Origin of the sequence: Variovorax soli NBRC 106424 (genome assembly GCF_001591385.1) — a bacterium.
Taxonomy (GTDB): domain Bacteria; phylum Pseudomonadota; class Gammaproteobacteria; order Burkholderiales; family Burkholderiaceae_C; genus Variovorax; species Variovorax soli.
Genome location: NZ_BCUU01000008.1, coordinates 72,251 through 92,669 on the forward strand (window position 1 = coordinate 72,251; position 20,419 = coordinate 92,669).

The window sequence follows — 20,419 nt, forward strand, 5'->3', positions numbered from 1 at the left end:
GGCACTTACTTTGCGCGGGCGGCGACGATGGCTTCCGCCACGTTCCTCGGCGCTTCGGCGTAGTGCTTGAACTCCATCGTGTACGTGGCGCGGCCTTGCGACATCGAACGCAGCGTGGTGGAGTAGCCGAACATTTCCGACAGCGGCACTTCGGCCTTGATGGTCTTGCCACCGCCCACCATGTCGTCCATGCCCTGCACCATGCCGCGGCGGGACGACAGGTCGCCCATCACGTTGCCGGCGTAGTCTTCAGGCGTCTCGACTTCCACGGCCATCATCGGCTCGAGGATGACAGGGTTGGCCTTGCGGCAGCCATCCTTGAAACCCATGGACGCAGCCATCTTGAACGCGTTTTCGTTCGAGTCCACGTCGTGGTAGGAACCGAAGGTCAGCGTGACCTTCACGTCCACCACCGGATAGCCGGCCAGCACGCCGTTGGGCAGCGTGTCGATCAGGCCCTTCTCCACCGCGGGAATGAACTCGCGCGGCACCACACCGCCCTTGATGGCGTCGACGAACTCGAAGCCCTTGCCCGGCTCCTGCGGCTCGATCTTGAGCACGACGTGGCCGTACTGACCCTTGCCGCCCGACTGGCGCACGAACTTGCCTTCCACGTCCTCGACCGTCTTGCGGATGGTCTCGCGGTAGGCCACCTGGGGCTTGCCCACGTTGGCTTCCACGCCGAATTCGCGCTTCATGCGGTCCACGATGATTTCGAGGTGCAGTTCGCCCATGCCGGAGATGATGGTCTGGCCGGATTCTTCGTCGGTGCGCACGCGGAACGACGGGTCTTCCTGGGCCAGGCGCTGCAGCGCGATGCCCATCTTTTCCTGGTCGGCCTTGGTCTTGGGCTCCACGGCCTGTGCGATCACGGGCTCGGGGAACTCCATGCGCTCCAGCGTCACGACGGCATCCGGATCGCACAGCGTTTCGCCGGTGGTCACGTCCTTCAGGCCCACGCAGGCAGCGATGTCGCCGGCGCGGATTTCGTCCACTTCCAGGCGCTCGTTGGCGTGCATCTGCACGATACGGCCGATACGCTCCTTCTTGCCCTTGACCGGGTTGAACACGCTGTCACCCTTGGACAGCACGCCCGAGTACACGCGCACGAAGGTCAGCTGGCCGACGTAGGGGTCGGTCATGAGCTTGAACGCCAGGGCGGAGAACTTCTCGGCGTCGTCGGCCTTGCGGCTGACTTCCTTCTCGTCTTCGTCCGTGCCTTGCACCGGCGGAATGTCCAGCGGCGAGGGCATGAGTTCGATCACGGCGTCGAGCATGCGCTGCACGCCCTTGTTCTTGAAGGCCGAGCCGCACAGCATCGGTTGGATTTCGCCGGCGATGGTGCGGGTGCGCAGGCCCTGCGTGATCTCTTCCTCGGTGAGGTCGCCCTCTTCGAGGTACTTGTTCATCAGCTCTTCCGAAGCCTCGGCAGCCGCCTCGACCATCTTCTCGCGCCATTCCTTGGCGCTTTCGACCAGTTCGGCCGGGATGTCGGCGTAGTCGAACTTCATGCCTTGCGAAGCCTCATCCCACAGGATGGCCTTCATCTTGCGCAGGTCGACCACGCCCTTGAAGTTGTCTTCGGCACCGATCGGGATCACGATCGGCACGGGGTTGGCCTTCAGGCGGTCCACCATCATCTGGCGCACGCGGAAGAAGTTGGCGCCGATGCGGTCCATCTTGTTCACGAACGCAAGGCGGGGCACCTTGTACTTGTTGGCCTGGCGCCAGACGGTTTCCGACTGGGGCTGCACGCCGCCCACCGAGTCATAGACCATCACGGCGCCGTCGAGCACGCGCATGGAACGCTCCACCTCGATGGTGAAGTCCACGTGCCCGGGGGTGTCGATGATGTTGATGCGGTGCTCGGGGAAGGACAGGTCCATGCCCTTCCAGAAGCAGGTGGTGGCAGCCGAGGTGATCGTGATGCCGCGCTCTTGCTCCTGCTCCATCCAGTCCATCGTGGCGGCGCCGTCGTGCACTTCGCCGATCTTGTGGTTCACGCCGGTGTAGAACAGGATGCGCTCGGTCGTCGTGGTTTTGCCAGCGTCGATGTGCGCAGAGATACCGATGTTGCGGTAGCGCTCGATGGGGGTCTTGCGGGACATGAGAAATTACTCCGTTAACGGATGAAAGCCCGCCCACCACATGGTGGGTCGGGCTTCCAGCCAGTACTTGAAAAGGGCGCTTGAACCCAGGCTCTTAGAAGCGGAAGTGGCTGAAGGCCTTGTTGGCTTCTGCCATGCGATGCACTTCATCGCGCTTCTTCATGGCGCCGCCACGGCCTTCGGTGGCTTCCATGAGTTCGTTGGCCAGGCGCAGGGCCATCGACTTCTCGCCGCGCTTGCGGGCGGCTTCCTTGATCCAGCGCATCGACAGGGCCAGGCGGCGAACCGGGCGCACTTCGACGGGCACCTGGTAGTTCGCGCCACCGACGCGGCGGGACTTCACTTCCACCATCGGCTTGACGTTGTTGATGGCGATGGTGAAGGCTTCCAGCGGGTCCTTGCCCGGGTTCTTCTGCTCGATGAAGTCGAGCGCGCCGTAGATGATGCGCTCGGCAACCGCCTTCTTGCCGCCTTCCATGATCACGTTCATGAATTTGGACAGCTCGACATTGCCGAACTTCGGGTCCGGCAGGATTTCACGTTTGGGAACTTCGCGACGACGTGGCATTTTCTTAACCTCTTTGCTTCAGTTGGCACCGTTTCGGATGCCGCGAGAGCCAAGCGGGACTCTCACTTACTCGACCCGATTTCGGGTCACTACGCTCGATGCGCCCGCCAAGGCGACCGAACACCGTTGAACAAACCAGAAGGCTTAGGCCTTCTTCGGACGCTTCGCGCCGTACTTCGAACGAGCCTGCTTGCGATCCTTCACGCCTTGCAGGTCCAGCGAGCCGCGGACGATGTGGTAGCGCACACCGGGCAAGTCCTTGACACGACCGCCGCGCACCAGCACGACGCTGTGCTCTTGCAGGTTGTGGCCTTCGCCGCCGATGTAGGAAATGACTTCGAAACCGTTGGTCAGGCGCACCTTGGCGACCTTACGCAGAGCGGAGTTCGGCTTCTTGGGGGTCGTGGTGTAGACCCGGGTGCAGACACCGCGACGCTGCGGCGAGTTCTGCATGGCAGGGCTCTTCGACTTCGTCTTTTCGACTTCGCGGCCCTGACGCACCAGTTGATTGATGGTTGGCATGTAAAAAATAATCCCAAAAAGTCATCAGACCCCTCTCGGGGCAGCCGGCCTTCGTGACCCGGATTCGACCCATCGAACCGGAAAGCCGCAGATGACGAGAACGTGAAACCCTTCGGAAAATTCCGAAAAGCCCTCGATTATAGCCAGCGCGCTCAGCCAGGGCAACGAAAACCCTAACCCGCCGCCATAAGCCCCGGGCAAAAATCCAGGGGCCGACTACTTTATCCAGAGGCGCAGCGCGTCCCAGGCCCGGCCCGGCACGCCGGCTTGCTCCACTGGCTCCAGCGCCACCAGCGGCACCTCGGCCATGGGTTGGTCGCCCAGCATGATCTTGAGCGTGCCTACGCTCTGGTTCCTGGCGAAGGGCGCGACGAGCGGCTCCGGCCGCGCCACTTGCGTCATCACCTTGCCGGCGGTACCGCTGGGCACCGCCACCACGATCGGCTCGAAGCGGCCCAGCTTCAGTTCATCGGACTTGCCCTTCCAGACGCGCGGCGCGGCGACCGCCTGGCCGGCGTCGAACAGACGCACCGCGTCATAGGCGGTGTAGCCCCAGTTCAGGAGCTTTTGCGACTCGTTGGCCCGCGCCGTCTCGCTGGCCGCGCCAAGGACGACGGTCAGCAGGCGGCGCCCGCCCCTCAGGTTGGGGAAATCGCGCCGGGCAGTGGCGACCATCCCGTAGCCGCCGGCATCCGTGTGGCCGGTCGCCAGGCCGTCCACCGTGGGATCGCGAAACAGCAGCGCGTTGCGGTTGGTGTCGTTGGTGGACGGGGTGCCCGGATAGCGGTATTTCTTGACGGCGTAGTACTGCAAGTCTTCCGGAAAGTCGCGGACGAGGCGCGTGGCGAGGATGCTCAGGTCGCGCGCGGTGGTCACGTGCCCGGGCGCCGGCAGGCCCTCCGGATTCTTGTAGACCGTGTGCTTCATGCCCAGGGCCCTGGCCTGGTCGTTCATCATTTCGACGAAGTGCTCGACCGTCCCGCCCACGCCTTCGGCCAGGGCGACGGTGGCGTCGTTGCCCGCCTGCACCACCAGCCCCTTGATCAGGTCTTCCACCGGAACCTGCATCTTCGGATCGATGAACATGCGCGAGCCCGGCATCTTCGCGGCCCGGGGGCTCACCGGCAGGGTCTGCGTCAGGGTGATTTTCCTGGCCTTGAGCGCATCGAAGACCAGGTAGGCGCTCATCAGCTTGGTGAGCGACGCCGGCTCGACCGGCACGTCGACGTCCTTCTGGGCCAGGACCTGGTTGGCGGTGATGTCCAGGAGCAAATAGCTGCGGGCCGCGATTTCGGGGGAGGCGGGGACCTGCGCCTGAGCCGCAGCCATATGGAAGAAAGGCGCAACGGCGGCCAGCGCCAGCGCGCGAAGCGCTTTCGAGAAACGATTCATGGGAACGAGAAGGGAGAGCTTGTCAGCCCTCCCGCTATCAAGGACGCTCGCCGGCGCGCAAATGGCGGCTGACGAGGTTTTTCAGGAGCGGCAATTGTCCGTGAAAGAAATGGCCGCCACCCGGAACGACTGTGACCGGAAGTATCTGGGGACGCGCCCAATCCATCGCCGCCGACAGCGGCACGGTGTCGTCGTGTTCGCCATGGAGCACCAGCGTGCGATCGTGCGCCTCTGCGGGCACTTCGGGCACCGAGAAGCGGGAGGCTGCCGTGCCTACCAATACGATCTGCCGGACCTCGCGCGCGCTCCACAGCTGGGCGAGCGCACACGTGGCCACGAAAGCGCCGAAAGAAAACCCGGCAACCGCCAGCGGCCCTTGCGCGGCAGCCTGCTCGACGACCGCGACATAGTCCTCGCATTCGCCGCGTCCTTCGTCGTGGGTGCCGGCGCTGGCACCCACCCCGCGGAAGTTGAAGCGCAGCGCCGTCCAGCCATTGGCCACGAAAGCGCGGGCCAGGGTCTGGACGACCTTGTTGTCCATGGTTCCCCCGAACAGCGGATGGGGGTGGGCGATGACGGCGACGCCCTGCGCCGCAACCCCTTCGGCAGGCGCATCGCGCAGCGCCTCGATGGCGCCGGCTGCGCCGCGCAGGGTCAGTTTCTCGGTGCGGGAATTCATCGAACGTCTTCTCCGCTCAGCGCCCCACGTCCGGCGGCAGCACCAGCCGTTCGACCACCTTGCCGTTCTTGAGATGCGAATCGACGATCTCGTCGATGTCGGCTTGGTCGACGTAGCTGTACCAGACGCCTTCCGGATACACGACCGCCACCGGCCCGCCTGCGCAGCGGTCCAGGCAGCCGGCCTTGTTCACACGGATCTGGCCCGGCCCGGCCAGCCCCTCCTTCTTGATGCGCACCTTGCAGTGGTCGAAGCCTTCCTGCGCCTTGAACTGAGCGCAGGACTGCTCGCCGTTCTTGCGTTCGTTGAGGCAGAAGAAGATGTGGCGGGCGTAGTAGCCCTGGCTGGTTGGGGTCATCGGGGAATTCTAGGAGTGGCGAATGTCGCGCGACAGCACGAGCAGCAGGTAGCCCAGCGTGGCGAAGGGCCAGAGCCAGCCAAGCCACTGCACCAGGCCGTGAAAGCGGATGAAGCGTCCCTGCTCCCAGGTGGCCAGGGTCTGGGCGAAATAGGCGCTTTCGGGTGCCCCGTTGATCAGGCCGAGTTGTACGACGATGGCGATCAGGGCCAACGCGGCGCACAGGCGCCGCGGCGCCGGCAGCAGCGTAGCGCCCACCAGCGCCGCGGCCACGACGCCGATGCGCACCGGCAAGTCGAACCAGGCCCAGGCATGTTGCGGCCCCCAGCTCAGCATGGCCGAGAGGGCGCTGGCGGCAATGCCCAGCAGCAAGGTCAGCGGCAGCAGCATCGCCCGGCGCCGCAGCGAGCGCGCCACCACGAAGGCGAGCAGGCAAGGCACCAGCGCGCCAAGAAAAACACACAGCAGTTCGGCCGCCGGCACCAAGGGCTCCAGTTCGAATTGCCGGACCGGGAGCCAATCGATGAAGGGCGTATCGGCCAGCCAGTCGGCGATGGTGTCCTCCAGCCGCTCGAAGACCTGGCCCAGGCCGAAGCTCACGGCCGCTGGAAACAGCAAGGCCACCGGCCACAGGGCCAGCAGCACCAGGCCGCCCCGCGCCTCGTCGACAAACCAGGTGCCGCGCACGCGCCCCCAATGGGCCACTGCGCCCACCCGTTCCAGGAGCCCCGCCAGGATGGCGCCGGCCAGTGCGCCGACGGAGTTCAGGGCCCAGTCCACATTCGACGGGATGCGTGCCGGCAGATAGGTCTGCAGCGCCTCCATCAGAAAGGACAACGCTGCCGCGGCGAAAGCGGCGCGCGCCACCGCCAGCGCCACCGGCATGTCCGGCCGGTGGCGCATCACGGAGATCGCACCCAGAAAGCCCAGCGGCACATAGCCGGCAACATTGATGCCGAAGTCGAAGCCGGTCCAATACTTGGGCCAGGGCGCCGTCATGAAGGCCCAGGACGTGATGCCCTGGTCGCGCCAATCGGCAAACGGATACAGGCTCGCATAGGCGACCAGCGCCGCATAGGTCAGCGCCAGGGGAAATGCGGCGGACTTGTGGCTGGATTCCGCCATCAGAAGGGCTTGACCACCACCAGGATGACGATGGCCAGCAGCAACAGCACCGGCAGTTCATTGAACCAGCGGTACCACCGGTGGCTGCGGCGATTGGTGTTGGCCTCGAAGCGGCGCAGCAGCGCACCGCAGGCGTGGTGATACCCCACCACGACCAGCACGAGCAGGAGCTTGGCGTGCATCCACCCGTTGCCTGTCCCCAAGCCGATGCCGTAGCCCAGCCAGAGCCACAGCCCGAAACCCAGCGCCGGCACGGCCAGCAGCGTTGAAAAGCGGTAGAGCTTGCGCGCCATGAGCAGCAGCCGGGCCCGCTCGGCCTCCGAGCCCGGAGGCACCATCGCCAGGTTCACCAGAATGCGCGGCAGATAGAACAGGCCGGCAAACCAGCTGGCGATGAAGACGATGTGAAACGATTTGACCCAGAGCATCGGGAAAGTTTAGTGGCGCCCATCCGGTCGCCAGCCGATGTCCGCGGGACCACCGCCGCGCGGGCGGTTTATTCCGGGCAAAAAAAAGCCCGGCGAATGAACGCCGGGCGGGAAGCCCTTTTGCTGTCACACATCAAGGCACCCGCTCAGGGAGGAAAAGCGGGGAGCGGCAAGCCGCCCACCAACGAATTTAACAAAGCGGCCAGGATCTTTCAAGCAAGATCACCAATCGACTTAGTTGGCGCACGTCGGATCGCGAGTACTTTGGTTCTCGTAACCAAGGGTTAATTCGGACGAACGATCGTTCCTAAAATACAACAGCCACGCACCTTCAGGCACAATTTTCCCGATGACACGCCCCACGCCCGCCTTTGCACCTTTTCCTTCCGGCCGGCCTCGCCGGCTTCGCCGCGACGAATTCACGCGCAACCTGGTGCGCGAGCATGCGCTCAGTTCGCACGACCTGATCTACCCGGTGTTCGTCCAGGAAGGCAGCCAGCGGCGCGATGCGGTTCCATCGATGCCCGGCGTCGAGCGGCTCAGCCTGGACCTGCTGCTGCCGGTGGCGGAAGACTGCGTGAAGCTCGGCATTCCGGTGATGGCCCTGTTTCCGGTCATCGATCCGAAGCTCAAGACCCCGGGGGGCGACGAAGCCTTCAATCCCGACGGGCTCATTCCGCGCGTGGTGGCCGCCCTCAAGGACCGCTTTCCCCAACTGGGCGTGATGACCGACGTGGCGCTGGACCCCTACACCAGCCACGGCCAGGACGGCTTGCTGGACGACACCGGCTACATCCTGAACGACCCCACCGTCGAGGTGCTGACCCGGCAGGCCATCGCCCAGGCCCAGGCAGGCGTGGACATCGTGGCGCCCAGCGACATGATGGATGGCCGCATCGGCGCCATCCGCCAGGCGCTGGAGGCAGCAGGCCTCGTGCACACCCGGATCATGGCCTACAGCGCCAAGTACGCCAGCGCCTTCTACGGACCCTTCCGCGACGCCGTCGGCTCGGCCGCCAACCTGGGCAAGAGCAACAAGAAGGTCTACCAGATGGACCCCGGCAACAGCGACGAAGCGCTGCGCGAAGTGGCCATGGACATCGCCGAAGGCGCCGACATGGTCATGGTCAAGCCCGGTATGCCGTACCTGGACATCGTGCGCCGCGTGAAGGACCAGTTCCACGTGCCCACCTTCGCCTACCAGGTCAGCGGCGAATACGCCATGCTCAAAGCCGCCGCGCAAAACGGCTGGCTGGACCACGACGCGGTGATGCTCGAGAGCCTGCTCGCGTTCAAGCGCGCCGGTGCGGACGGCGTCCTGACCTATTTCGCCCGCGACGCAGCGCAACTGCTGCGGCAGCAACAAAAGGGCTGAGCCGCGCGCCATGCGCATCTTCGAGATCAGCAGCACCAAGGTCACCGAGCACCAGGCGCTGGCGCCGCTGGCCCTGCCCGGCGCCTGCCAGAACGCCTACCTGTGGATTTCGCTGACGCGGGACGAACTGCGCGGCACGCTGGCCGACGTGCAAGCCATCCTGCAGTCGCTGTGTGGCACGCAGCTGGTCGACCTGCACGTGAGCGACCTGCTCAACGAGCAGCTGCCTTCGCACTACGACTACACCTCGGACTACGACCTGCTGGTCATCCGCCGGCTCGCCGTCGCGACCGATAAGGCCGACGGCGCGCCGGCACCTGCCGCCCAACCGGTCCAGGAACCCATTGCGAAGACGCCGCGCCCCGCCGGAGGGCCGCCGGCACTGCGGCGCATCGACACCCGGCCCGTGGGCTTCGCGGTGTTCGACCGCGTCCTGCTGTCCATCCATCCGCAAGGCAACCAGGTGCGCGACACCTTCGCGGACAAGCTGGTGGCGGTGGCGGCGGGCGCGTCGGCGCCCGCGCTGGACGAGCGCGCCACCTCGACACGGCTGCCGACCAGCCCGGCCGACCTGATGCTGCGGGTGGTCAACCACATCGTGGACGGCTACCTCGATCTGCGGCGCGAGCTCTCCCGGCAGCTCGACCACTGGCAGACCGAACTCACCGATGCCCGCAGCCGCTTCAACAACTGGAGCGCGCTCATGAAGGCGCGCCAGTCGCTGCGGCACCTGCTCGAAATCTGCGAGGACCAGCGGGATGCCGTGCAGGACTGGATCGACGAGATCGAGACATTGCCGCCGCCTTCCGCAGCTGCGGCAGGCCGTGAGCGCGAACTGGTGCTGGTGCGCAGCCGCGACGTGCTCGAACACATCGAGCGGGTGCTGCACCACGTGCGCCGGCTCGAGCTGGACGCCGAGACGGCCGTGCAGATGCACTTCAGCATCCAGAGCCACCGCACCAACGACATCATGCGGGTGCTCACCGTGCTCACCGCGGTGTTCCTGCCGCTGAACCTCATCGCCGGGATCTTCGGCATGAACTTCGACACCATTCCGCTGCTGCACAAAGCCGACGGCTTCTGGATCGCCATGGCCGCGATGCTGGTCATCGCGCTGGTGCTGGTCGCAGTGTTCTGGCGCAAGCGCTACCTGGCGCGCACCACCCAGTAAGCAGCGCCGGGAAGCATCCCAGGAACGACAAAGCCGGCCAGCGCTTTCGCACTGGCCGGCCCGGCTCTCGAAACCTGTCTAACTAACTCTCTGAGGAATTACAGCTTGCTGCCGCTTTGCTTGGCGGCTTCCGCACGGGCGTCCACAGGGTTGGGCATCGTGGAGATGACCTTGCTGTTGACCTTCGAGCCTGCGGTCACGTTCTGGTCGGGCGCAGCGGCGGCACGGATGGCCTCGGCTTGCACGCCGGCACGGTCACGCGACACGGCGACCGTTTCCGGGCCGCGCGAGCCGCGAACCACGTTCTGGTCCTTGGCATTGGCAGCGGCGATGGCCTGGGCCTCGACGTCGGAGCGGCTCACGGCCGACACCGGCGCGTGCACGCCTTCGTAGGTTTCAGCCTGGGCGCCCGCAGCGGCGAGGGAGGCCAGAGCGACGGCGGCGAAAAGATGCGAAGTCTTCATGTCTAGGTCCTTGGAGGTCGGGTGTTGTTATTGACCGTTGGGGGTGGAAAGCCTTGGCGGCCGGGAATTACAGCGACGCTTGTTGCGACTGCTGGCGACGCACGGCCAGGGAGCCGTTCGTGTACTGCTGGGGGATCTGGCTGTTCACGAAGGCCTTGCGGTCCAGGTTTTGCAGCGGATCGTGAGCGGCGGCGACGGCCTGGGCGCGGACGGCGTTGCGATCCACGTTGCCGGCGACTTGCGTCACACCGGCGTTGGCCACGTCACCGTAGAGGTTGGTGCCGGCCTTGGCGGCAGCCACGGCGCCGGCTTGCACTTCGGCACGGCTGACCTGGCTGTTCACGGTGATGACGCCTTGGTATTCCTCGGCGGAGGCGCCGGCGGCTGCAAACAGGGCAACGGCGGTGGCGGCGATGATCTTGCTGGCGGTGTTCATGATTCAGTTCCTTTGGATGTTCAACAAAAACTCGAACGGGTCTGGTGGGTGTAGCCGCCCTTCTTCGGGACGGCCTCCTCGCTCGGACTTGTTCACCCAGGCTTGCTGAATTGCTTGCCTGTGCAGCGAATTTTGGTGGAAATTTCTAGGGGGAAACCCTCGCAAATCGAATCACCGTGTTCATAGATTCGAAACAATCAGGACAAGGAGCGATCAACATTCCTGGATTCACCCCAATCCTGAAACAATCCCACACAAGTACATGGACAGTCTCGATCTCATCAAGACCTTTCGCGAAGTCGCTCAGCAAGGCAGCTTCTCCAGGGCCGCCGCCAAGCTGGGCATGTCGAAGGCGACGGTGAGCAAGTACATCGCCGAGCTGGAAGAGCGCTTCGGCGTGCGCCTCCTGAACCGGTCGACCCGCTCGGTCAGCCTGACCGATGCAGGCGCCCTGCTGCTGGAGCGCAGCACCCCGTTCATGGAAATGGTGGAACTCACCCAGTCCGAATTGCAGGAACGGGCCAGCCAGCCCGCGGGCCGGCTGAAGATCTCGGCGCTGCACGGCATGGGCCAGGGCGACCTGCCCAACCTGCTGGCCGAATTCATGGGCCACTACCCCGAGGTGAACATCAGCCTGCACCTGACCAGCCGTTCGCTCGACCTGGTCGACGAGGGCATCGACGTCGCGCTCCGGCTGGGCCCCATCGAGGACCAGAACCTGATCGTGCGGCGGCTGGTGCAGGTCAATCTGGTTCTTTGCGCCGCGCCGCTCTATTGGCGCACGCACGGCATGCCCAGCACGCCTGCGGACCTGGCGGGCCATGTCGCGCTCACGGCCTCCAACGCCGGACTCAACCCGCAGTGGCGCTTCGAGGAAAACGGCCGCGCCATCGACGTGCCGGTGAAAAGCCGCATGGACGCCACCGAGGGCGGGCCGCTGGTGCAGGTGGCCCTGCAAGGCTTCGGCATGGTCTACCTGCCCGCCCTGGTGGTGCAGCCCCACATCGACCGCGGGGAACTGGAGCCGGCGCTGGAGCCTTATGTGCGCAAGGACATGTGGCTGTATGCCGCCTACCTGCAGCGCAGGCACAACAGCGCGGCGCTGCGCGCGCTGCTGGACTTCCTGGAAACCCGCATCGGCCAGCGCGCCAGGCAGCTGTCACGGCCCGCGCCCGTCTAGAGCCGCCTAGGAGCCCGGCGCGGGTGCCTTGAGTCCGAAGATCGCGGCCGCATTGCCCCAGGCCACGCGCTGTGCCAGCTCGGGCGGCAAGTCGCCCAGCCAGGTGCGGTAGCCGCGCATGATGTCGTCGTAGCTGTCCCAGCGCTGGTTGACCCAGGTGTCCGATCCGATCACGAAGCGCGTCGGGAAGCGCTCCATCAGCTTGCGCCACTCGGGGCACAGGCGCCCTCCCTCGGAGGTGAGGCCGGGCCGGTACGAGAGTTCACCCACCAGCAGCGGATAGCGTTCGAGCAGTTCGCGCACGCGCGCCACGGGTGCACCGCCGATGCCGGTGTGGGCCCAGATGAGCCGCAGCTTCTGCCCGCCGGAAGGCGACGCGGCCATCAGCAGGTCGATGGCGTCGTCGTCCACATGCGCCAGCAAGGCCAGGTTGTTGCGCTCGGCCAGCTCGACCAGCTTGCGGGCCACCGGCCCCCGGGCGTTGGCGCTCTCGTAAAGATGGAATTCGCCGATGCCGCGGAAGGGCCCGCTGGCGCTGCCTCGCGACAGCTCGCTGCGCACCATCTCGTAGATCGACTCGTCGCGAAACCAGTTGGTGTAGTCGGCGCGATTGCGATACACCCGCACGAATGGCACGACGGTGATGCCGGCACGGCCCGCCTCCTTCGACTCGGCCAGCGTGTGCGTGCCGGTGTTGGGCCGCGAATTGGCGATGATGGCGCGCACCCCGTTGCGCTGCATGCGCGTCACCGCTTCGGCCGGTGGGTACGGGCCGGCGCGGCCATTCCAGGCCTCTTCGTTGTAGTGCAGGTGCGCATCGAAGATGGGGCCCGTGTAGTCCGCCGCCATGGCCGGATGAGCCGGCACCAGGCCCAGGCAGAACCCCGCGCCCAGCAGCAGCGACACGAGCGCGCTGCGCACCATGACTTCTTCAGCCCAGGTGCTTCTGGAAGAAGGCCAGGGTGCGCTCGCGCGCCACGCTGGCCGCTTCGGCCTTGTACGAGCCGCGCTGGTCGCAGTTGAAGCCGTGGTCCGCGGCATACATGTGCACCACGACTTCGGGATGCGCCTTCTCGAAGGCCTGCACCGACTCCACGGGAATCCAGTGGTCCTTGTTGCCGAAGTGGGCCAGCACCGGCACCTTGGGCTGGCGGGCGACTTCCTCCGGTGTGGTCATGCCGCCGCCGTAGTACGGTACGGCGGCCGCCAGGCCGGTGAGGCTGCTGGCGGCCCGCCAGGTGAGCAGGCCACCCCAGCAATAGCCGACGATGCCGACCTTGCCGGCCTTGGCTGCGTAGTCCACCGCAGCCTGCAGGTCCTGCATGACGCCGGGCGCCGGCAGCGCCTCGACGGCCATCTTCAACGCGAAGCCGGCTTTCATGTCTTCTTCCGTGTAGCCCATCTCGACGTCCTGCTTCACGCGATGGAAGGTGGCCGGCGCCACGGCCAGGTAGCCGTCGGCCGCATAGCCGTCCGCCACCGAGCGGATGTGCGAGTTCACGCCGAAGATCTCCTGCACCACCACCACGGCGCCCTTGGGCGTGCCCACGGGTTCTGCCACATAGGCGGGAAAAGCAAAGCCGTCCTTCGCACGCAGTTCGATGAATTGACCCATGTTCAAGCTCCTTGTCAGACACTGGTGTAATCGGCTGCGGTTTTAACCGACCCGAGCTTTTCGTGCAGGAGCGATTCGAATGAACCCACCCATTGTCTTGATCACCGGCGGCAGCCGCGGCATTGGCGCCGCCACCGCCTGGCTGGCCGCGCAGCGCGGCTTCGCGGTGGCCATCAACTACGCGCGCCAGGCCGATGCGGCCCGCCAACTGGTGCAGCGCATCGAGGCCGCAGGCGGCCGCGCGATGGCGGTGCAGGCCGACGTGGGCGAGGAGGCCCAGGTGCTGCGCATGTTCGCCGAGGTCGACGCGAAGCTGGGCCGGCTGTCGGTCCTGGTCAACAACGCGGGCATCGTCGACATGAAGGCGCGCCTGGACGAGATGAGCGTCGAGCGGCTCGAGCGCATGATGCGCATCAACGTGGTGGGCGCCTTTGTCTGCGCGCGCGAGGCGGTGCGGCGCATGAGCACCCGGCACGGCGGCAGCGGCGGCGTCATCGTCAACCTGTCGAGCGCGGCGGCGCGCATCGGCTCGCCCGACCAGTACATCGACTACGCGGCCAGCAAGGGCGCCATCGACACGCTCACCGTGGGCCTGGCCAAGGAAGTGGCGGAGGAAGGCATCCGCGTGAACGGGGTGCGCCCCGGCCTGATCGATACCGAGATCCACGCCTCGGGCGGGGATGCCGACCGCGCCTTCCAGCTTGCGCACACCGTGCCGATGAAGCGCACCGGCACGGCGCAGGAAATCGCCAACGCCATCGTCTGGCTGATGTCGGACGAAGCGAGCTACGTGACCGGGACCACCATCGACGTAACCGGGGGCCGGTGAAGCCCACCGGCGAAGTCAGCAGCCTAACTCGCGCAGCGCTGCGTGCACATCTTCGGGCGAGCGCACCTGGACGGCTTGCAGGCCGCACGCGCGGGCGCCCAGCACGTTCTCCTCGAGGTCGTCGAAGAAAAGCAGCGCGTGCGGCGGCATGCCGATCTCACGGCACACGTGCTCGAAGGCAGCGGGCTCGGGCTTGCGCAGGCCGATGTCCGACGAGGCGAAGACCTTGTCGAAGGCCGGCTCGACGCGCGGGAAGGCCGCACGCCAGGCGGCATGGTGGCTCTTGTTGGTGTTGCTGAAGGCGTGGCAGGGCAGCAGGCGCCGGGCGCGCTCGATGGCGTCCAGCGTCTGGCTGATCTCGCCGCGGAAGATGGCATTCCAGCCCGACTCGATCTGCACGTCGCTGGCGTCCAGCCGCAGCTTGCGGCGCAAGGTGTCGAAATACTGCGCGCCGGAGAGTTCGGCGCGCTCATGGCGCTGGTAGTCCTCGTCGTGCGAGAAGGCCTGGCGCAGGGCCGCGGGCGGCAAGGACGACATCGGCGCCCAGTGCGCCAGCGCATCGGCGAAGTCGAACTCGAACACGACGCCGCCCAGGTCGAACAGCAGGGCCTTCACCCGGCTGCGGTCGAATACCGCGCTCATGGCACCAGGTGCTCGATGCGCGCGCTGACCTGCGCGCCGTCGACGATCAGCTCGCCGGCGGAAATGGGCAGCGTGAAGCGGCGCGGGCCGGCACTGCCCGGGTTGACGTAGAGCACGCCCTCGCGCTCCTCGATCAGCGGCTTGTGCGAGTGGCCCGTCACCACCACGCGCACGCCGGCGCCGGCCGGGTCGATGTCCAGCAAGGCCAGGTCGTGCAGCGCGTAGATGAAGAGTTCGCCCACCTGCAGGAAGTCCGTTTCCGGCACCTGCATCGCCCAGCCGTCCCGGTCGTTGTTGCCGCGCACCGCCGTCACCGGCGCGATTTGCGCCAGCTGGTCGAGGATGTCCTGCGAGCCGATGTCGCCGCCATGCACGATGTAGTCGCTGCCCTGCAGCCAGGCCAGCGCCTGCGGCCTGAGCAGGCCGTGGGTGTCCGAGATGAGTCCGATGCGCAGGCTCATGGCTTCTTCACTGCGGCGACGACGATTGCTGCAGCTGGTCGGCCCATTGCACCACCTGCGCCACCACGGCGTCGCTGGCGGCGGCCAGCGCCTTGACGCCGCCGGCCGCATCCGCGGTGGGTGCCGGCGCCTGCGCGCTGAAAGTGCGCTGGCCCAGCACCCGGTCGCCCGCGCCGGTGGTGTTCATCAGCGTGGCGCGCACGCGCACCATGCCCGAGCTGCTGCCGGCCGATTCGAAATACTGCGAGAACTCTTCCAGCGTGAGCCGCAGGCTGTTGGGCACCTTGCCCTGCACGCGCGCGATGTTGGTGCCCTCTTCCGCGCCCAGCACCACGCGGCGCTGCGCCAGCGCCTCGCGCAGCCGCTGCTCCAGCAGCCGGGTCGGCGGAACGCTCCAGCGCGCCAGCGAGTACGGGCGCAGCTCATTCGGGTCCGAATAGCCGAGCCGGTACAGGATCTGCGCGCCATCCAGTCGGGCGGGCGCATCGATGTGCGGCAGCAGCATGGGGGGCAACTGGGTCGGCGAGACGGTGGCCGCGGAGACCGCGCTCGGCCCGGCACCGAAGTCGTACAGCGCGGCGCGCTGCGGCCGCTCGGGCAGCGCACCGCAGCCGGCCAGCAAGGCGGCGGCCAGGGCCAGCGCGGCGGCGAGAGGTGTCTTGCGAAGGGTCGTCGTCGTCATGTCGGGCTTTCAGGGGCGTGCGGCCGTGGCAGGAACGGCAGGCACCGCAAAGCCGGGCTCGCCCGGACCGGGAATGGTCCTGCCAGTGCCGAACAGCAGCGACTGCGGGTTCTCGTTGATGTTTTCCGCGGCGCGGCCCAGCCGCCGCACCGCCACCGCCGTGTCGTCGGCCACGCGGTTCACCCGCGGCAGCGTGGTGGTGTTGAAGGAATCGAGCGCCTGACTCAGCCCCTCGGTGCTCGAGGCCAGCCGGTCGAGCGCGCCGCCTTCGGCGTTGATCCGCGTGACGGTGCTGTTGAGGTTGTTGGCCACGCGCGAAACGTCGCTGGCCGCCTTCTTGACGCCAGCCATGGTGCCGCGCGTGCTGTCCACCAGCGGCACGATGCCGTCCTTCACGGTGGCGTCCAGCCGCTGGGTGAGCTGGTTGGCGCTGTGCGCGGCCTGCGCGATGTTCTCCAGCGCGTCGGCCACGCGCTTCTGGTTGGCGTCGCTCACCAGGGCGTTGACCTTCTGGGTTGCGTGCTCCACCTGGTCGAGGATGGCCTCGCCGCGCTCCTGCAGCCTGGCCAGCGACGAGGGCTTGAGCGGAATGCGGGGCGGGTTGCCGTTGTCGGGCAGCAGCGGCTCCTGCGAAGTGCCGTCGTCGTTCAGCGCAATGGCCGCCAGGCCCGTGACGCCCTGGTAGCTCAGCGCGGCATAGCTCGACTTGGTAAGCGGTACGCGCTGGTCCACCGAGATGCGCACGCGCACATTGCCGCGCACCTTGGGGTCGAAGTCGATGGACTGCACCTTGCCCACCGAGATGCCGCGGTAGCGCACCGTGGCCTGCGGCTGCAGCCCGCTCACCGGATCGCTCGTGGACATTTCATAGATGTTGCGCACGGCCGTGTCGCGCGTGAACCAGAGCACCAGCGCCACGATCAGGCCGATCAGCCCGATGACGAATGCGCCGGCAACGAAGGCATGGGCTTTGTTTTCCATAGGTTCCTACCTTCCGGAGACAGAAGGCGGCTGGTGAAGGGCCTGCGCCGCACGCTGGCCCCGGCCGCCCAGGAAGTATTTCTGGATGAAGGGATGCGGATGGGCCATCACCTCGGCGGCGGTGCCGGTGACGACCACGTGCTGGTCGGCCAGCACCGCGATGCGGGTGCTGAGGTCGAACAGCGTGTCCAGGTCGTGCGTCACCATCACCACGGTGAGGCCCAGTTCGCGGTGCAGGCTGCGCAGCAGGTCGCAGAAATCGTCCGCGCTCTCGGGGTCCAGACCGGCGGTGGGCTCGTCCAGCAGCAGCAGCGGCGCGTCCATGATGAGGGCGCGCGCCAGCGCCACGCGCTTGATCATGCCGCCCGAGAGGGCCGAGGGCATCTTGTGCGCATGCTCGGGGCCCAGGCCCACCATCTGCAGCCGCACCATGGCGGCGTCGCGGATCAGCTCGTCCGGCAGCACCTTGAGCTCGCGCAGCGCGAAGGCGATGTTGTCCAGCACGTTGAAGGCCGAGAACAGCGCGCCGCGCTGGAACAGCATGCCCACCTTGGCCGCGCCGGCCGCGCTCAGCTCCATCGGCGGCGCGCCGAACACCGAGACTTCGCCGCGCGTGGGCTTTTCCAGGCCCAGGATCTGGCGCAGCAGCACCGTCTTGCCGGTACCCGAGCCGCCCACCAGCGACAGCACTTCGCCGCGGTGGATGTCCAGGTCCAGATCCTTGTGCACCACCTGCGGCTCGCGGCCCGGCGACTTGAACACGGTCCACAGCTTGCGGATCTCCACCGCGTTGCTGTCGCCGCCGCCGGCAGCCGCGCCGCCGTTCTGTGGGGAGGAAACGATGGGCTCTGTCATCAGCGGAAGCCTACGCCCTTGAACAGCACCGCGAACAGCGCATCGACCAGGATCACGATGGTGATCGAGATCACCACCGAGCTGGTGGTGCGCCGGCCCAGGCTCTCGGTATTGGGCAGCACGCGCATGCCGTGGTAGCAGGCGATCAGCGCGATGAGCACGCCGAACACCGCCGACTTCGACAGCGCCAGCCAGATGTTGGCCAGCGGTACGGCGCGCGGCAGCGCCTGCATGAAATAGCCGGGCGAGATGCCCAGCGTGAGGTCGGCCGCGATCATGCCCCCGAGCATGGCGGCTGCCGCCGTCCAGAGGCTGATCAGTGGCATGGCCACTGCCAGCGCCAGCACGCGCGGCAGCACCAGGCGAAAGCCGTGCGGAATGCCCATGACGCGCATGGCGTCCAGCTCTTCGGTAACGCGCATCACGCCGATCTGCGCCGTCATGGCCGAGCCCGAACGGCCTGCGATGAGCACGGCCGCCAGCACCGGGCCCAGTTCGCGGATCAGCGACAGGCCCAGGATGTTGACGATGAAAGTCTCGCCGCCGTACTGGCGCAGCTGCTGCGAGGTGAGATAGGCCAGCACGATGCCGATGAGCAGGCCCACCAGCGCGGTGATGGGCAGCGCGGTGGCGCCGGTGCTGTACAGATGGCCCGAGATGTCGCGCCACGGCGCCCGGTGCGGCGCGCGCAGCATGGTGCCCAGGTCGAGCACGAACTGGCCGATGAGCGTGACGAAGCGCCGCGCGGTCTCCAGCATGTGCGGACCGCGGTTGGCGAAGCGCAGGAAATAGTCCCACGGCGTGGGCCTGGGCTCCTGCGGCTCGCGCACCGTGTACTGGGCCACCTGCTCGAGCACGGCGCGCTGCGGCGCGCTCATCTCAAGCTTTGCGGGCCACCGGTGCTGCCAGTGGTTCCACAGGAGTTGTCCGCCGATGTGGTCAAGCTGGCCGATGGGCCGCAGGTCCCACTCGGGCAGGTCGGCCGGCGTTTGCGCCAGCATGGCGGCCAGCGCCTTCCAGTCGCGCTGTGACGAGAAGGCCAGCGCCGTCCAGCAGCCTTGCACCACCACCGCATCGGCGGATGGCCGTTCGAGGCGCGGCTGGTCCGCATCGAGCATGCTCGGGTCGGACGAACTGGATGATGGGGCGGGTGCTGGACTCCGCTCGGTCGAGGGCTTGGTCAACGGTTGGGTGCCGGGTCGGACTGCCAGATGCAATCGGCAACAAATGAAGCTTGCCATCCTAACGTCATGGCCACGCACGTCCTAGCGCGGTCCAGGCGCTGGCCACGACGGGCTCCTGGACACGCGCGCCCAGCGAGACGAATTGCAGCGCGCACTCCAGCTGCACCTTGTCGGCTATGACCAGCCCGTGCGCCTGGCTTTCGCGGATGGCGATGGCGTCGCGCACCAGGCTCAGCCCCACGCCGGACTTGATCAGATCGAGCATGGAAGCCTCCTGGTCCACCAGCGCCACGCGCCGGGGCTCCAGGCCGCGCGACTGGAAGACACCGGCCAGCAGCCGGTGGTGCGCCGACTCGGGCGGCGTGGCCACCCAAGGCAGCGCGGCCAGGCCCTTCCAGTCGCGGCCCAGCACCTGGGGCCCCCAGCCAGCCGGCGCCACCACGCGGTAGTGGAAGCGGCTCAGGGTGCGGGTGGCGAACGGGCCGCCCGGCTGCGCCTGCGCATCGCCCAGGTAGAAGCCGACGTCGAGGTCGCCTGCCCTCACCTGATCCAGCACGCTGCCGCTCATGCCCTGGCGCAGTTCGGTGGCGACCTGCGGGGCGCCCTCGACCAGTTCCCGCAGGAAGGCGCCCAGCCGGGTGAATTCCGGGTCGAGGATGGTGCCGATGCGCAAGGTGCCGCGCACGGTGGTGTGCAGCCGCTGCGCGGAATGCTGGAAGTCGGCCAGCGCACTGAGCACGCGTTCGGCCTGCGGCAGCAGGGCCGCACCGTCGGAGGTCAGCGCCAGGCCCTGCGACGTTCGGTTGAACAGGGTGAGACCGGTGAGGTCGGCCAGGCGCTTGAGCTGCAGGCTCACTGCCGGCTGCGACAGGTGCAGGCGCTCGGCCGCGCGCGAGACATTGCCCTCGCGCGCCACCGCGGTGAAGGCGCGCAGAATCGTGAGATCGGCTGCCTGGATCATGTTATTTGGGCATTTTATAAACCCGTTTTGACGAATTCATTGGCATGTTTCTCTAGACGGGAAGAAACTCCGGCCTGATTCGTTCAGCGAGATTCACCATGAGCATTGCAAATATCGAGCACTACATCGGCGGCCGCCCGGCAGCCAACACCTCGGGCCGCACGCAGGACGTGACCAACCCCGCCTCGGGCCGCGTCACCGGCAAGGTGGCCCTGGGTTCGGCCGAGGACGTCAACGCCGCCGTGGCCGCCGCCCAGGCCGCCTTCCCCGCCTGGGCCGACACGCCCCCGGTGCGCCGCGCCCGCGTGATGTTCAAGTTCCTGGAGCTTTTGAACCAGCACCGCGACGCGCTGGCCCACCTCATCACCGCCGAGCACGGCAAGGTCTTCACCGACGCCCAAGG

The 20,419-nt window shown here is 66.9% G+C and carries 24 protein-coding genes; 5 read left to right on the forward strand and 19 right to left on the reverse strand.

Going from position 1 to position 20,419, the window contains the following annotated elements:
- Positions 1-5 precede the first annotated feature (5 nt).
- From fusA to VSO01S_RS04505, 8 genes are all read right to left on the reverse strand, one after another.
- Positions 6-2,108 carry an elongation factor G gene (fusA, locus tag VSO01S_RS04470; RefSeq protein ID WP_068640586.1) on the reverse strand — a complete coding sequence of 701 codons (2,103 nt, stop codon included), beginning with the start codon at positions 2,106-2,108 and terminating at the stop codon, positions 6-8.
- Positions 2,109-2,202: 94 nt separating this feature from the next.
- Positions 2,203-2,676, reverse strand: a complete 474-nt coding sequence (rpsG, locus tag VSO01S_RS04475; RefSeq protein ID WP_068640587.1) for a 30S ribosomal protein S7 — start codon at positions 2,674-2,676, stop codon at positions 2,203-2,205.
- A gap of 144 nt (positions 2,677-2,820) precedes the next feature.
- Positions 2,821-3,198, reverse strand: coding sequence for a 30S ribosomal protein S12 (gene rpsL, locus VSO01S_RS04480; RefSeq protein WP_027477404.1), 378 nt, complete (start codon positions 3,196-3,198; stop codon positions 2,821-2,823).
- A gap of 216 nt (positions 3,199-3,414) precedes the next feature.
- Positions 3,415-4,590: a D-alanyl-D-alanine carboxypeptidase family protein gene (locus tag VSO01S_RS04485; RefSeq protein WP_068640588.1), complete on the reverse strand. Its 1,176-nt coding sequence runs from the start codon at positions 4,588-4,590 to the stop codon at positions 3,415-3,417.
- A gap of 37 nt (positions 4,591-4,627) precedes the next feature.
- Positions 4,628-5,269: an alpha/beta hydrolase gene (locus VSO01S_RS04490; RefSeq protein WP_068640589.1), complete on the reverse strand. Its 642-nt coding sequence runs from the start codon at positions 5,267-5,269 to the stop codon at positions 4,628-4,630.
- A 16-nt stretch (positions 5,270-5,285) separates the two neighbouring features.
- Positions 5,286-5,627, reverse strand: a complete 342-nt coding sequence (locus VSO01S_RS04495; protein ID WP_068640590.1) for a (2Fe-2S) ferredoxin domain-containing protein — start codon at positions 5,625-5,627, stop codon at positions 5,286-5,288.
- 9 nt (positions 5,628-5,636) lie between these two features.
- Complete coding sequence (locus tag VSO01S_RS04500) at positions 5,637-6,752, reverse strand: VanZ family protein (RefSeq protein ID WP_068640591.1); 1,116 nt, start codon at positions 6,750-6,752, stop codon at positions 5,637-5,639.
- On the reverse strand, positions 6,752-7,180 hold the full coding sequence (locus VSO01S_RS04505) for a CopD family protein (RefSeq protein WP_068640592.1): 429 nt from the start codon (positions 7,178-7,180) through the stop codon (positions 6,752-6,754). The genes VSO01S_RS04500 and VSO01S_RS04505 overlap by 1 nt, the downstream gene beginning before the upstream one ends.
- 349 nt (positions 7,181-7,529) lie before the next feature.
- Here VSO01S_RS04505 and hemB point away from each other — a divergent pair, with 349 nt between their 5' ends.
- Together hemB and VSO01S_RS04515 are read left to right on the forward strand one after the other, a co-directional pair.
- The gene (gene hemB / locus VSO01S_RS04510) at positions 7,530-8,555 is read left to right on the forward strand and encodes a porphobilinogen synthase (protein WP_068640593.1); all 1,026 of its coding nucleotides are present in this window, start codon (positions 7,530-7,532) and stop codon (positions 8,553-8,555) included.
- Between the two features lie 10 nt (positions 8,556-8,565).
- On the forward strand, positions 8,566-9,726 hold the full coding sequence (locus VSO01S_RS04515) for a magnesium transporter CorA family protein (protein ID WP_068640594.1): 1,161 nt from the start codon (positions 8,566-8,568) through the stop codon (positions 9,724-9,726).
- A 98-nt stretch (positions 9,727-9,824) separates the two neighbouring features.
- On the opposite strand, the gene VSO01S_RS04520 is transcribed toward VSO01S_RS04515, so the two are convergent.
- The gene (locus tag VSO01S_RS04520) at positions 9,825-10,190 is read right to left on the reverse strand and encodes a hypothetical protein (protein WP_068640595.1); all 366 of its coding nucleotides are present in this window, start codon (positions 10,188-10,190) and stop codon (positions 9,825-9,827) included.
- A 67-nt stretch (positions 10,191-10,257) separates the two neighbouring features.
- On the reverse strand, positions 10,258-10,626 hold the full coding sequence (locus tag VSO01S_RS04525) for a DUF4148 domain-containing protein (RefSeq protein ID WP_068640596.1): 369 nt from the start codon (positions 10,624-10,626) through the stop codon (positions 10,258-10,260).
- A 262-nt stretch (positions 10,627-10,888) separates the two neighbouring features.
- On the opposite strand from VSO01S_RS04525, the gene VSO01S_RS04530 reads away from it, so the two are divergent.
- The gene (locus VSO01S_RS04530; protein WP_068640597.1) at positions 10,889-11,806 is read left to right on the forward strand and encodes a LysR family transcriptional regulator; all 918 of its coding nucleotides are present in this window, start codon (positions 10,889-10,891) and stop codon (positions 11,804-11,806) included.
- Between the two features lie 6 nt (positions 11,807-11,812).
- On the opposite strand, the gene VSO01S_RS04535 is transcribed toward VSO01S_RS04530, so the two are convergent.
- Together VSO01S_RS04535 and VSO01S_RS04540 are read right to left on the reverse strand one after the other, a co-directional pair.
- A complete protein-coding gene (locus tag VSO01S_RS04535; protein WP_245684108.1) occupies positions 11,813-12,655 on the reverse strand; it encodes an amidohydrolase family protein in 843 nt (280 codons plus the stop codon).
- An 82-nt stretch (positions 12,656-12,737) separates the two neighbouring features.
- Positions 12,738-13,421 carry a dienelactone hydrolase family protein gene (locus VSO01S_RS04540; RefSeq protein WP_068640599.1) on the reverse strand — a complete coding sequence of 228 codons (684 nt, stop codon included), beginning with the start codon at positions 13,419-13,421 and terminating at the stop codon, positions 12,738-12,740.
- A 79-nt stretch (positions 13,422-13,500) separates the two neighbouring features.
- On the opposite strand from VSO01S_RS04540, the gene VSO01S_RS04545 reads away from it, so the two are divergent.
- Positions 13,501-14,250, forward strand: coding sequence for an SDR family oxidoreductase (locus VSO01S_RS04545; RefSeq protein WP_068640600.1), 750 nt, complete (start codon positions 13,501-13,503; stop codon positions 14,248-14,250).
- Positions 14,251-14,265: 15 nt separating this feature from the next.
- Here the strand turns inward: VSO01S_RS04545 and VSO01S_RS04550 are convergent, their stop codons facing one another.
- The 7 genes from VSO01S_RS04550 to VSO01S_RS04580 form a co-directional block, all read right to left on the reverse strand.
- On the reverse strand, positions 14,266-14,892 hold the full coding sequence (locus tag VSO01S_RS04550) for an HAD family hydrolase (protein ID WP_068640601.1): 627 nt from the start codon (positions 14,890-14,892) through the stop codon (positions 14,266-14,268).
- A complete protein-coding gene (locus tag VSO01S_RS04555; protein ID WP_068640602.1) occupies positions 14,889-15,353 on the reverse strand; it encodes a metallophosphoesterase family protein in 465 nt (154 codons plus the stop codon). Before VSO01S_RS04555 ends, VSO01S_RS04550 begins: the two co-directional genes overlap by 4 nt.
- A gap of 7 nt (positions 15,354-15,360) precedes the next feature.
- Positions 15,361-16,035, reverse strand: coding sequence for an ABC-type transport auxiliary lipoprotein family protein (locus tag VSO01S_RS04560; protein ID WP_068640603.1), 675 nt, complete (start codon positions 16,033-16,035; stop codon positions 15,361-15,363).
- A gap of 9 nt (positions 16,036-16,044) precedes the next feature.
- Positions 16,045-17,016 (reverse strand): MlaD family protein, encoded by a 972-nt coding sequence (locus VSO01S_RS04565; protein ID WP_068640604.1) that lies wholly within the window; start codon positions 17,014-17,016, stop codon positions 16,045-16,047.
- A 6-nt stretch (positions 17,017-17,022) separates the two neighbouring features.
- Positions 17,023-17,871: an ABC transporter ATP-binding protein gene (locus VSO01S_RS04570; RefSeq protein WP_084241684.1), complete on the reverse strand. Its 849-nt coding sequence runs from the start codon at positions 17,869-17,871 to the stop codon at positions 17,023-17,025.
- Positions 17,871-18,989, reverse strand: coding sequence for an MlaE family ABC transporter permease (locus VSO01S_RS04575; protein ID WP_068640605.1), 1,119 nt, complete (start codon positions 18,987-18,989; stop codon positions 17,871-17,873). Before VSO01S_RS04575 ends, VSO01S_RS04570 begins: the two co-directional genes overlap by 1 nt.
- Positions 18,990-19,119: 130 nt before the next feature.
- Positions 19,120-20,016, reverse strand: a complete 897-nt coding sequence (locus tag VSO01S_RS04580) for a LysR family transcriptional regulator (protein WP_068640606.1) — start codon at positions 20,014-20,016, stop codon at positions 19,120-19,122.
- Positions 20,017-20,114: 98 nt separating this feature from the next.
- Here VSO01S_RS04580 and VSO01S_RS04585 point away from each other — a divergent pair.
- Positions 20,115-20,419: aldehyde dehydrogenase family protein (locus VSO01S_RS04585; protein ID WP_153305131.1), on the forward strand; the 305-nt coding region annotated here is incomplete at its 3' end.

Excerpts from the sequence above, each read along its gene's own strand:
- VSO01S_RS04565 (WP_068640604.1), bottom strand. The coding sequence starts at position 17,016 with ATGGAAAACAAAGCCCATGCCTTCGTTGCCGGCGCATTCGTCATCGGG.
- VSO01S_RS04540 (WP_068640599.1), bottom strand. The coding sequence starts at position 13,421 with ATGGGTCAATTCATCGAACTGCGTGCGAAGGACGGCTTTGCTTTTCCC.
- VSO01S_RS04485 (WP_068640588.1), bottom strand. The coding sequence starts at position 4,590 with ATGAATCGTTTCTCGAAAGCGCTTCGCGCGCTGGCGCTGGCCGCCGTT.
- VSO01S_RS04560 (WP_068640603.1), bottom strand. The coding sequence starts at position 16,035 with ATGACGACGACGACCCTTCGCAAGACACCTCTCGCCGCCGCGCTGGCC.
- VSO01S_RS04515 (WP_068640594.1), top strand. The coding sequence starts at position 8,566 with ATGCGCATCTTCGAGATCAGCAGCACCAAGGTCACCGAGCACCAGGCG.
- VSO01S_RS04550 (WP_068640601.1), bottom strand. The coding sequence starts at position 14,892 with ATGAGCGCGGTATTCGACCGCAGCCGGGTGAAGGCCCTGCTGTTCGAC.
- VSO01S_RS04570 (WP_084241684.1), bottom strand. The coding sequence starts at position 17,871 with ATGACAGAGCCCATCGTTTCCTCCCCACAGAACGGCGGCGCGGCTGCC.
- VSO01S_RS04545 (WP_068640600.1), top strand. The coding sequence starts at position 13,501 with ATGAACCCACCCATTGTCTTGATCACCGGCGGCAGCCGCGGCATTGGC.
- VSO01S_RS04495 (WP_068640590.1), bottom strand. The coding sequence starts at position 5,627 with ATGACCCCAACCAGCCAGGGCTACTACGCCCGCCACATCTTCTTCTGC.
- VSO01S_RS04520 (WP_068640595.1), bottom strand. The coding sequence starts at position 10,190 with ATGAAGACTTCGCATCTTTTCGCCGCCGTCGCTCTGGCCTCCCTCGCC.
- VSO01S_RS04580 (WP_068640606.1), bottom strand. The coding sequence starts at position 20,016 with ATGATCCAGGCAGCCGATCTCACGATTCTGCGCGCCTTCACCGCGGTG.
- hemB (WP_068640593.1), top strand. The coding sequence starts at position 7,530 with ATGACACGCCCCACGCCCGCCTTTGCACCTTTTCCTTCCGGCCGGCCT.
- VSO01S_RS04530 (WP_068640597.1), top strand. The coding sequence starts at position 10,889 with ATGGACAGTCTCGATCTCATCAAGACCTTTCGCGAAGTCGCTCAGCAA.
- rpsG (WP_068640587.1), bottom strand. The coding sequence starts at position 2,676 with ATGCCACGTCGTCGCGAAGTTCCCAAACGTGAAATCCTGCCGGACCCG.
- VSO01S_RS04555 (WP_068640602.1), bottom strand. The coding sequence starts at position 15,353 with ATGAGCCTGCGCATCGGACTCATCTCGGACACCCACGGCCTGCTCAGG.
- VSO01S_RS04525 (WP_068640596.1), bottom strand. The coding sequence starts at position 10,626 with ATGAACACCGCCAGCAAGATCATCGCCGCCACCGCCGTTGCCCTGTTT.
- VSO01S_RS04535 (WP_245684108.1), bottom strand. The coding sequence starts at position 12,655 with ATGGCGGCGGACTACACGGGCCCCATCTTCGATGCGCACCTGCACTAC.
- VSO01S_RS04500 (WP_068640591.1), bottom strand. The coding sequence starts at position 6,752 with ATGGCGGAATCCAGCCACAAGTCCGCCGCATTTCCCCTGGCGCTGACC.
- fusA (WP_068640586.1), bottom strand. The coding sequence starts at position 2,108 with ATGTCCCGCAAGACCCCCATCGAGCGCTACCGCAACATCGGTATCTCT.
- VSO01S_RS04505 (WP_068640592.1), bottom strand. The coding sequence starts at position 7,180 with ATGCTCTGGGTCAAATCGTTTCACATCGTCTTCATCGCCAGCTGGTTT.
- VSO01S_RS04490 (WP_068640589.1), bottom strand. The coding sequence starts at position 5,269 with ATGAATTCCCGCACCGAGAAACTGACCCTGCGCGGCGCAGCCGGCGCC.
- rpsL (WP_027477404.1), bottom strand. The coding sequence starts at position 3,198 with ATGCCAACCATCAATCAACTGGTGCGTCAGGGCCGCGAAGTCGAAAAG.
- VSO01S_RS04575 (WP_068640605.1), bottom strand. The coding sequence starts at position 18,989 with ATGCTCGATGCGGACCAGCCGCGCCTCGAACGGCCATCCGCCGATGCG.